We start from the raw sequence: 10,909 nt of genomic DNA on the forward strand, positions 1-10,909 counted from the left end.
CCTCCGCGCCGAGATAGGACCGCCCGGGGTCCTATCTCGGCGCGGAGGTCCTATCTCGGCGAGCGGGACGATCTCGGCGAGGGGGCGTCCGCGGCGCGGGGGGCGTTCTTGGCGAGCCGGGCGTCCTCAGCGAGCGGGGCGGCGGGGCTCGGGTCAGACCGGGTCCGGGAGGAGGGACGGGTCCGCGAGGGACTGCTCGCAGGCCAGGAGCAGGGCGCCGACCGTCCAGGCGTGGCTCAGCGTGAGCAGCATGCCCTTCGCCTGGAAGCACGCGGTCTGGTAGTACCGCTCGGAGGTCATCCCCCGGTACGCGTTCACGTCCCCGTCGAACCGCGCGACCAGCTGCCGGAAGCAGGCCAGGGTCTCGGCGGCGCGGTCGGCGTAGTGCGGGTCGCCGGTGGCCGCGGACAGCTCGGCGAGCTCGCGCGTGCAGATCAGCCCGTAGGCGTGCAGGTGCTGGTTGGACGGCGAGGCGTTGTCGGCGCCCCGGGTCGCGAACCGGTAGACGTCGAGCAGCGTCCCCTCGGGGAACCGCGTGTTGTAGGAGTACCGGAACGTCAGCATCCAATCGGCGGCGCGCCGGGCCAGGTCGAGCCAGCGGGGGTCCCCGGTGCGCCGGTGCAGGGCGACGTAGGACATCACCGCGACGTAGCCGTCCTCGGAGGTCGGCGCGAGGTCGACGTCCTCCGGCGCCCCGTGGAGGAACTCGCGGTCGACGAACTGCGCGTAGTGCTCCCCCGCCCGCACGGCGGCCGCGAGGTAGGCGCCGTCCGCCCCGTCGGGCCCGTCCCAGCGCCCGGCCTCGGCCAGGGCCGCCACCCAGGTCAGGCCGGCCGCGCCGTGCCAGGACAGCACCTCGCCGGTCTCGGCGTGGTGCGCGGACCCGAGGTTGCCGTCCGCGCGCTGCCGGCGGACCACGGCGTCGAGGTTCGACCGCAGCGCCGCTGCCCATCCCGGGTGCGCGGCGCGCACGTCGTCGCCGAGCTCGAGCGCCCGGGCCAGGAACAGCGACGCCTCCGCGAGCGTGCGGGAGTGCAGGGCGCCGCGGGTCCGGGACCAGCTCTGCGACCAGCCGTGCTCGGCGTACCAGACGCCCCAGAACGTGCCCGAGGGCGACAGGTGGTCGCAGATGAAGTCGATGACGCGCGCGGCGTCCGCGCCTGCCGCGTCGGAGCCCCGCCGGCGGGCGTGCGCGAGCAGCGCGTACGCCCACGGGATGCCGCTGACCCAGCCGACGTGCATGGCCTGGCGGTCGACCGTCAGGCCGTCCCGGCCCGAGACCTCGCGGTCGAAGCCGACCGTCTCCAGCAGGACGCCCGGCTCGGCGTAGTGCCAGCGGTGCAGGCCCTCGGCGGCCAGGTCGGCGGCCTCGGCGACGCCGACCCAGGGCCGCAGCGGCGCGGCGCCCCGGACCCGCCCGTGCTCCTCGCGCAGCACCGGGGCGTACGCGTGCCGGTCCGGTCCGGTCGCGTAGACGGCGAACCGCAGGGTGACCCGCTCGCCGGGCGCCCAGCGGTACGTGGTCGTCTCCGCGGGGCGCGGCGTCGCCGAGCCGGCATATGACACGGGGCCCTCGCGGAACGGGAAGGTCAGGTGCACGCTGCCCGCGCCGGTGGCCGCGTCGTGCGCCAGCCCGAGGCCGGTCATGCCGAGGGCGGTCGTCTCCGGACCGACGAGCGCCACCCCGCCGGGGCCGGCCCACGCGAACACCGCCGGGGTGGCGGCCCGGTCGGCGCGGAACTCCCAGCGGTCGCTCACCATGCCGGCGGGGTCGTCGGCCCCGACCTCGAACCGCGGGAACAGCCGGTCGCAGTCCGCCGGCCGGTTCTCGCCGTAGAACGCCCCCGGGACGAGCCACCAGGGCGCCTCGGCCGCCGGCGGCAGGTGCACGCGGAACCGGATGCCGGCGTCGGTCGGCGCGTCGCCGCGGTGCTCGACGTCGAGGCGCACGTCGACGCGCCCGGTGGCGGTCGGCGGCGCCCAGGTCGCGACGGCGCGGAACGGCCCGGCCTCGCCGGCGTACGCGCCCGGGCCGGCGGGCGACGGCGGCGCCGGGAGCACGGTCCCGTCGGGCAGCACGACCTCGACCACGTGCCGCACGGTGCCCACCACGGGCACCGCGTCGCCGGACCACGCGGGCCCTTCCGGCAGTAGCGCGCCCGTCGGCCGCAGCGGGACTTCCTCGTCCACGGGTCCACCCTCCGCCGTCGCGGTCGTCGGTCAGTCGGTCGGTCGGTCTCGGGCGGGCACGGCCGTCAGGCCGCGGGCGGCTCGTCGGCCGCCCACGCGTCCACCATCTCGCTGATCACGTGCAGCACCAAGGTGTGCATCTCCTGGATGCGCGGCGTCGCCGACGACGGCACCAGCAGCAGGTGGTCGGCGTGCTCCCGCGCGGGGCCGCCGTCGCCACCCGCGAGGAGCAGCGTGGTCGCGCCGTTGGCGCGGGCGGCGGCCAGCGCGCGGACGACGTTCGGGGACCGGCCGCTGGTGGTGAACGCGACGACAAGATCGCCGCGCCGCGCGAGGGCCTCGACCTGGCGGGCGAACACGTCCTCGTAGGCGTAGTCGTTCGCGATGCAGGTCATCGACGTCGGGTCGGTGCTGAGGGTGACGGCGGGCAGCGGCCGGCGGTCGCGCTTGTAGTGGCCGACGAGCTCGCCGGTCAGGTGCTGCGCGTCCGCGGCGCTGCCCCCGTTGCCGAACGTGTAGAGGGTCCCCCCGCCGGCGAACGTGTCGCGGACGAGCTCGCCGGCCGCGCGGATGCGGTCGGCCAGGCCGACCATCGCTCCCGCGACGTCGGCGTGCGCGGCGAGGTGGGCGTGCAGCCAGTCGCCGGGCGGCGCGGCGGGCGCGGCGGGCGCGGCGGGCGTGAGCATCGGGGCGGTGGGATCAGACACGAGCGGCCTCCGTCGGCGCGTGGTCGTGCGGATGGTGGGCGGGTGCGGGAGCGGCGTCGGCACCAGCGGGCCGGGTCGCGCCCCCGGCGGCGCCGGGAAGCACGTCGAGGGCGATCGCGCCGGCGCCGACGACGCACACGACGTCGCCGAGGGCGGCGAGCCGCACGGTCGCGGCGCGGGCGGCCGGCGGCATGGCCTCCCGGGCGACGATGGCCCGCACCGGGTCGAGCAGCATCGCCCCGGACCGGGTGACGCCCCCGCCGAGGACGACGAGCTCGGGTTCCAGGACGTTCACGAGGTCCGACACGGCGCTGCCCAGCAGGTCTACGGTCTCGTCCCAGACCCGGGCCGCGAGGGGGTCGCCGGCGGCCGCCGCCGCGCTGACGTCCGCCGCGGTGACGGCGGCGAGGCCGGCCAGGGACGACGGCGCCTCCCCCGGCGCGGGGTCGGCGAGCGCCTCGACCGCGCGCGCCGCGATCGACGAGCCCGAGGCGTACGCCTCGATGCAGCCGCGCCGGCCGCACGAGCAGGCCCGGCCGCCGCGCCGCACCGTGATGTGCCCGAGCTCGCCGCCGTTGCCGGCGGCGCCGCGGTGCAGCCGGCCGTCGAGGACCACGCCCCCGCCGACGCCGGTCGACACGGTGAGGTAGACGAGGCTGGCCAGACCGCGCCCGGCGCCGTACCGGTGCTCGGCGACGGCCGCGGCGGTCGCGTCGTTCTCCAGGGCGAACGGCACGCCGAACTCGGCGGTGGCCAGCGGGCCGATCGCGATGTCGTCCCAGCCGGGCAGGTGCGGCGGCGACTGCAGCAGCCCCGAGGGCGCGTCCAGCGGGCCCCCGCAGGCGATGCCGACGGCGCCGACCCCGCCGAGCCCGGCCTCCGCGACCGCCTCGTGGCCCATGTCGAACAGCCGGCGGATCACGGCCTGCGGGCCCTCGTCGCGGCGGGTGGGCCGGACGCGGAGCCCGTGCACGGCGCCGTCCGGGGTGACCACGGCGACGGCCAGCTTGGTGCCACCGATGTCGAGCGCGAGGACCGGCGTGCCGGTGGCCGCGCCTCCGCCCGCGGGCGCGAGCGAGCCGTCCGTCGTCATGCGTCCTCCAGACCCCCGGCGGGCGCGCGGCCGGGTGCGGCGGCGCGCGGCGACCCCGGGTACCGGACGGCGGCGGTGCCGTCCGGCCCTCTGGGATCGATTCCAGATTCAGCATAGGAGGGCGCGCGAGAGAGCGTCAAGCACGGCGCGGGAAACGATCCCGGGACGTGGGATCGAGTCCAGGTCGGCCCGCGAGCGACCGGTGGGAGGACCGTCGAGTGGAAGGTCTGGCCGGACACGCCCCGGGCGTGTCCGGCCAGATGTTCCACTCGTGGGCAGGCGCCCGGCGCGGGAGCCCGCGGGCAGGCGCCCGGGGCGGGTCAGGCCTCGGCGGGGGCGGCGGTCGAGCCGCGCTGCGCGACCGCGGCCGAGAGCATCACGGTCCGCTTGGGCGACTCCGGGTTCTGGATCCGCTCGAACATCTGCGCCACCGCCGCCTCGCCGAGCGCGACCGCGTCCTGCGCCACGGCCGTCACGCCGGGCGTCACCATCGTCATCCAGGGGGCGTCGTCGAAGGACACCAGGCTGAGGTCCTCGGGCACCCGCAGCCCGAGCGCCTGCGCGGCGCGCCAGACGCCCTCCGCGAGCACGTTGTTGGCGGCGAACACGGCGGTCGGCCGGCCCGGCCCGCCGAGCAGGTCCCGCGCGACCCCGGTCGCCGCGTCGACGTCCCAGCCCCCGCGCACCACGAGGGCGTCGTCGAGCGGGAGCCCGGCGGCGAGGAACGCGGACCGGTACCCGACCAGGCGGTCGCGCCCGGTCGTCCAGTCCATCTCGTCGATCAGCAGCGCGACCCGGCGGTGGCCCTGCTGCAGCAGGCCGGTGGTGACCCGCTCCGCGGCGGCCTTGTTGTCGACGACCACCGCGTCGCAGGCCCCCTCGGCGAACTGCCGGTCGACCTCGATCACGGGGATGCGGTGCCGGCCCAGGTACTCGGTGACCTCGGCGGACAGCGGGGTGAGGATGACGCCGGCGACGCGCAGCGCGACGAACGTCTCGGCGGCCTCGAGCTCGGCGTCGACCGAGCCCGCGTCGTCGGCCAGCATCATCGCGTACCCGCGCTTGCGGGACTGCGCGCTCACCCCGCTCGCGAGGTCGGCGTAGAAGGAGTTGCGCAGGTCGGAGACGAGGACGCCGATCGAGCGGCTGACCTGCTGGCGGAGGTTGCGCGCCATCGCGTCCGGCACGTAGCCGAGCGTCTGCGCGGCCCGGCGCACCCGCTCGCGCACGGCGGGCGCCACGTAGCCGCGGCCGGTGAGCGCGCGCGAGGCGGTGGAGCGGGAGACGTCGGCGGCCTCGGCCACGTCCTTGATCGTGGCGCGGCGCCCTGCGGCGGTCACCGCACCGCGCGTGCCCGGCGCGGCAGCCTCCATGCAGTGCTCCTCGATCCCCCGGGCCCGTGGGCCTCAGTCCGCGACGACGTCCACGAGCGCCTCCGCGTGCTGGCCGAGGCGCAGGTCGCCGATGCTGACGTCGACGGCCAGGCGCCGGCGGACCGCCGCGGGACCCGTGGGCACCACGTCCAGGTCGATCTCCGCGAGCCCGGCGGGCGGGAGCGCGACGACGGCCTCGTCGGGGTGCGCGCGCCAGCCTAGCGGCAGCACCGGGCGGACGGTCGCCTTGCGCTCCTCGCGGGTGGGGTTACGGACGGTGACGGTGAACCGGGCGGGCCGGTCGGCGGGCACCCGGGAGACGTAGGGGGCGATCCGCGCCATGTGCGTGTCGGTGCCCAGGTCCAGCTCGTCGAGCGGCAGGAGGTCGTGGTGCATCTGCACCAGCTCCTCGGCCTCCTCCTCCAGCATCGCGAGGTAGGAGTCGTCGACCCACCGGGGCTCCCAGTGCCCGGACACCATGACGCCCGGCGCGACCCGCCGGTAGAGCGCCGCGCTGTCCCGGTAGTCGGTGATCCGGAACAGGTTCCGGTACTGGTAGTTGAGGATCTCCCGCCGGTTCCCGGGGATGCCGAGCCCGTCCTGCTGGTCGCCCGTGACCAGGACCCGGACGCCGTCGACCTCCACCTCGAAGGCGGCGGCGTACAGCGTGTGCCCCGGCAGCTCGTGCACGGTGATCTCGTACTCGTGCCAGCGGAACGTCCCGCCGACCGGGAGCACCCGGTCGACGGGGATCGGGTCGTACCACTGGCAGGGCAGGTCGAACCGCATCGGGTCGGTGAGGATCGGCGCGACGTTCGACGGCGCCCACACCTCGGTGCCCTCGACCTCGCGCAGCAGGTTCATCCCCGCCACGTGGTCGTCGTGGTAGTGCGTGGGCAGCACCGCCTCGACCGCCGTCACGCCGTGGTCGCGGCGCAGCGCCGGCAGGGAGGCGAGCCACGGCCGGCGGGACGCCCGGTCGCCGCCGGACGGCAGGCCCGTGGTCATGTCGTACCCGTAGTCCATCAGCAGCGCCGCGCCGTCCCGCGAGACGAGGACGTACGAGCACGCGTTGCTCGACAGGTTGAGCAGGAAGTGCTCGGTGATCCGCTGGAACGGCTCCGTCAGGCGCAGCCGCAGGTCCCACGGCTGGGGCCGACGCGAGTCGACGTAGCCGCGCATCCGGCTCGCGAGCAGCCCGAGCGCGTGCTGCGGGTCGTCCATCGGCTGCCCGTGCGACGGCAGCAGCAGGTCGAGGTGCTCGTCCATCAGCAGGTAGCAGGACAGGACCGTCATCGCCGGCCCCTCGTTCTCGGTGTAGGACCACTGGGTGGCCGCGAGCGACCACACCTTGCCCGGGGCGTAGACGAGGTCGCCGGTGAACCCGAGCCGCCGGCCGCCCCGCTCGACCACGTAGCTGACCGAGCCGGTGGTGTGGCCCGGGGTCGGCACGACCTGCACCGGCACGCCGCCGTAGACCCGGGTCCGGTACTCGGGGACGACGTCGGCGACCGGTACCGGCTCCAGCAGCGAGAACCGGTCCTCGCGCAGGTTGTAGTCGTTCACCACCCGGCGGGTGCGCCACATCTCGTCGACCTGGTCGAACAGGTCGCGCTCGACCGGCGGGACGTGGATCGCGATGCCGGCCGCGACGGCCCGGGGCAGCCCCTGGCCCTGGTCGCGGTGGTGGTGGGTCATGAGGACGTCGGTGATCCGGTCGACGCCCATCTCGTCCAGGTGGTCCAGCGCGGCGCCCGACCCGAAGTCGATCGCGACGGCGGTGCGGGTGCCGTCGGCGGCCGGCTCGGCCGCGCGGACGACGTAGACCTGGCAGGTGTCGGCGACGCGGAACACCCCGGGAGCGACCTCGGCGACGGTGGCGATGGCGGTGGGGGGCATGCGCCTATGGTATCGATTCCAGATCGGCCGGGACAAGCGGTGCGACCGAAGAGAAGCGCTGCTCAGCGGTGGTTTCGGCCCGTATGCCCGGATCGTCCCGCACGTCCCCCACCGGCCCACCGCCGTGGCGCGACGCGCCGCCCGCCGCGTCAGACCGCGAGCACCTGGCCCGCCGCCCGCAGGTCGTCCTGGAGCGCCGCCACGTCGACGGCCTGCACCGCCCGGCCCGCCGCCACCGCCCGCGCCGCGGCGAGCCCCGCGACGTGCCCGAGCATCTGGTACTGCGGCTCCATCCGGATCGAGGAGAACGCCACGTGCGACGCGGACACGCACACCGGCACAAGGAGGTTGGTGCAGTCCGCCCACCGCGGCACCAGCGCCCGGTACGGGATCGGGTACGGCGGCACCGGCACCGAGTAGTAGCCCTCGGTGACGACCATCCCCACCGGTCGCGGGTGCTCGTGCACCCACCGCCAGGTGCGCTGCACCTCGCGCACGTCCAGGTGGTACGACCCCATCGCCACCACGTCGTGCCACCGGGCGGGGGCGCGCAGGTCGTGCTCGGTCAGCACCACCTCGCCGACCATGCGCCGCGCCTCGCGGACGTAGAGCTGGTGCGGGAGGTGCCCGGTGTCGGCGAACTCGTCGGCCGGCAGCCCCCACCGGGCCAGCTCCGCGCGCACCGGGGCGGGCACCTCGGGGTCGTGGGTGAGGAACCACAGCAGGTCCTGCGCGTGGTGGAGGTGGTGCCGGCGGATCTCCTCGCGCCGGTCCCAGCCGGCGGTCGGGTACTCCCAGGCCGTGCCGTCGAGCACGCTGAGCGAGAACGGCCCGAGCGAGTTCCCGTCCGCCTTGCCGCCGGGCAGGTTCGGCTCGAGCCCGAGCAGCGACCCGGCCTCCGGGACGTGGCCGGCGCGGGCCCAGTGCCGGAACAGCCGGCGGCCGAGCTCCCAGTGCGCGTCGTCGTATCCGGGGCGGCGCTCGACGGGCACCCGGTCCGCCGCGGTGGTCAGGCACAGCCGGTAGCCGTAGGACATGACGCCGCCGTCCCCCGAGCCGACCGGGGCGAGCGGCACGTCGCGGATCTGGGGCAGCACGGGGCCCGGCGTCTCGCCCGACGGGTCGTCGACGAACGGGGAGACCCAGGCCGGGAAGGCGTGCCGGCCCGGCACCGGCTCCCGGCGGCCGGCGAAGGTCTCGCCGTGCAGGGAGCGGTCCTCGCGCCCGACGCGCGACGGCACGCCCGCGAGCGCCAGCAGGTCCCCCTCGTACGTCGCGTCGACGAACGCACCACCGCTCCAGGTCCGCCCGTCGGCGGTGCCCACCGACCGGACCGCGCGGTCCGCCACGTCCGCCGACCGGACCGCCGCGCCGTGCTCCACCCGGATCCGCGGGTGGTCGAGCCACCGGCGCAGGATCGCCTCCGCGACGTGCGGCTCCGGCCCCGCGTACGCGCCGACCGGCACCCCGTAGTGCGCCGCGACCTCCGCCCGGAACCGCGCGGCCATGCCGCCGAGCACCCGGACGTCGCCGACGTCGGTGTAGCCGAGGCCGCCGGAGGTCATGCCGCCGACGTGCCGGCCGGGCTCGAGGAGCAGGACGGTCGCCCCCGCCTCCGCGGCCGCGACGGCGGCGCACACGCCGGCGGAGGTGGCGCCGACCACGACGACGTCGGCCGCGGCGGCGGGGGCGGCGACCGGGTCGCCGGTCACGTCCGCGCCCCGGTCCCGGCCGCGGCCCGCAGCCCCGCCCGGTACGCCGCCCAGGACCCCGCGACCAGCGCCAGGTCGTCCGCGGTCAGCGGCTCGCCCGACCGGTCCACCCGTTCCGCGTAGTAGAGCGCCGGCACGCCGCCCTCGGCCTGCGCCGTGACGTAGTCCCGCCACTGCGCCCGGTCGAGCATCGGCCACTGGTCGGTGTCCACGAGGTGCCCGGGCAGCGCGGCCCGGGCGATCGAGCGGCGCACCCGCATCTGGTCCGCCAGCGGGACCACCCGGCCCGCGGTGTCCCGCTCCAGCACGTCGTTGAGCCGCACCATGTCGCAGACGTCGGCGAACGCCGGGTGCGGGGTGTGGGTCACGACGAGCGCGTCCGGCTTGGCGTCCTTGGCCGCGCGGTACAGGTCCCCCAGCAGGGCGTGCAGGGCGGCGACGCCCCACGGCGCGTCGGCGGCGGCCGTGCCGCCCGCCCCGTGCCGGCGCACCGCGTGCCCGGCGGGCGCGCGCTGCGTGAAGTCGACCTTGAACCCGTCGGCGTCGACCCCGTCCGGGCCGAGCAGGTGGGCGACCGTGCGCCGGAGCCGCTCGCGGTACGCCGGGCTCGCCGGGTCCACCGCGACCGGGCGGCCGGTGGCGTCGACCAGGCACTCCTCGACGGGCAGGCCCTCGGGGTCCCACGCCTTCCACCAGAGCAGCACCCGCTGGCCGGCGGCGTGCCGCGCGGCCACCCACGCCCGCAGGTCGGGCCAGCGGTCGGGGTCCGCCTCCCCGGTGCCGTAGGCCCGCTGCCACTTGTCGTCGATCACGACGGTGCCCGGCACCACGTCGTGCGCCGCGAGGTGCGCGAGCAGCTCGTCGTAGACGTCCTGCCGGGCCAGGTCGGGGGCGATCGGCAGCCCCGGCGGCACCACCGCCGGGCCGAGGTCCTGGAGGAAGAACGGGTGCGACGCGGGCTCACCGGGCAGCGGGGCCCGCGCGCACTGGGCGCCCCAGCCGCAGAAGATCGGCTCGGCCCACCAGTCCGCGACCGGCGCGACCGGGCCGCCGGGGGCGCCGGCCGCCACGAGGTCGGCCCGGTGGTCCGCCAGCGCCGTCCACGGGTCGGCGGCCGGCCGCAGCACCACCGCGGGGCTGCGCCACGTGCCGTCCACCGCGGTGTGCGCGTCGTGGTCGAGCTCCAGCAGGAAGCCGCCGTCCACGGGCAGGTAGCGGAGCTCGGTCAGCCGCAGGTCGGCGACCGGGGTGACGAGGCCGAGGGCGAGCCATCCCGGGGCGCCGTCGCCTGCGGCGGGCACGTCGAGGGCCGACGCCGCCGGCTCCCGGCCCAGGACCAGGCACAGCGGCGGCGGCGAGAACACCGCGTGCAGGCGCCCGGGCGACGCGTCGCCGACGACCCCGAGCGTGGCGGCCGACGCGGCCGGCCGGACCAGGTCCACCGGCTCCGTGGGCGTCGGCACGAACACCGACCGGTGCTCGACCGAGGACCGGAACGTCCCGCCCGCGCCGTTGCGCAGCACGGCCCGCCCGCCGAGCAGCCGGACGTCGGTGAGCACGCCCGACCCCTCGACCTCGACGACCAGCTCCAGCCGGTCGGGCAGGCAGCGCAGCGTGGTGCGCCGCCGGTCCCACGCGGTGCTCCGGCAGTCGAGCCGGACCTCGGCGACGGGGGTGTCGACGGGCTCGGCGCCGACCGCGGCGCCCGACGCGTCGTGCACCGTCGGGGCACCGACGTCGGACGACTCGTCCGCCGCGCCGACCACGTCGACGGAGGCGAGCAGGCTCAGGTGCGACCAGATGCGCCCGTCGGGGTCGGCGAGGACGGCGCGCGGCGGGTCCGCGCGGACCTGGAGCAGGTAGGCGTCGGCGTGGATCGTGCGGGTGCCGGGGGCGGTGGTGATGCGCATGGGTCCTCGGGGTGGCGGCGGCGGG

7 protein-coding genes are annotated in these 10,909 nt (G+C 76.9%); all 7 read right to left on the reverse strand.

Annotated features, from left to right (window positions below; translation table 11 throughout):
• Nucleotides 1-153: 153 nt before the first annotated feature.
• The gene (locus MHY85_RS18190) at nucleotides 154-2,190 is read right to left on the reverse strand and encodes a hypothetical protein (RefSeq protein ID WP_239199113.1); all 2,037 of its coding nucleotides are present in this window, start codon (nucleotides 2,188-2,190) and stop codon (nucleotides 154-156) included.
• Nucleotides 2,191-2,255: 65 nt separating this feature from the next.
• Nucleotides 2,256-2,897, reverse strand: a complete 642-nt coding sequence (locus MHY85_RS18195; protein WP_239199116.1) for an SIS domain-containing protein — start codon at nucleotides 2,895-2,897, stop codon at nucleotides 2,256-2,258.
• Nucleotides 2,890-3,990 carry an ROK family protein gene (locus MHY85_RS18200; RefSeq protein ID WP_239199119.1) on the reverse strand — a complete coding sequence of 367 codons (1,101 nt, stop codon included), beginning with the start codon at nucleotides 3,988-3,990 and terminating at the stop codon, nucleotides 2,890-2,892. The genes MHY85_RS18195 and MHY85_RS18200 overlap by 8 nt, the downstream gene beginning before the upstream one ends.
• 320 nt (nucleotides 3,991-4,310) lie before the next feature.
• Nucleotides 4,311-5,363, reverse strand: a complete 1,053-nt coding sequence (locus MHY85_RS18205; protein ID WP_239199122.1) for a LacI family DNA-binding transcriptional regulator — start codon at nucleotides 5,361-5,363, stop codon at nucleotides 4,311-4,313.
• 33 nt (nucleotides 5,364-5,396) lie between these two features.
• Nucleotides 5,397-7,262, reverse strand: a complete 1,866-nt coding sequence (locus tag MHY85_RS18210; protein WP_239199125.1) for an MBL fold metallo-hydrolase — start codon at nucleotides 7,260-7,262, stop codon at nucleotides 5,397-5,399.
• Between the two features lie 149 nt (nucleotides 7,263-7,411).
• The gene (locus tag MHY85_RS18215) at nucleotides 7,412-8,974 is read right to left on the reverse strand and encodes an FAD-dependent oxidoreductase (RefSeq protein ID WP_239199128.1); all 1,563 of its coding nucleotides are present in this window, start codon (nucleotides 8,972-8,974) and stop codon (nucleotides 7,412-7,414) included.
• A partial coding sequence (locus MHY85_RS18220; protein ID WP_239199131.1) for a hypothetical protein occupies nucleotides 8,971-10,909 on the reverse strand: 1,939 nt, incomplete at its 5' end. The genes MHY85_RS18220 and MHY85_RS18215, both read right to left, overlap by 4 nt.

It is taken from the genome of Cellulomonas sp. ACRRI, assembly GCF_022346185.1.
Lineage (GTDB): Bacteria > Actinomycetota > Actinomycetes > Actinomycetales > Cellulomonadaceae > Cellulomonas.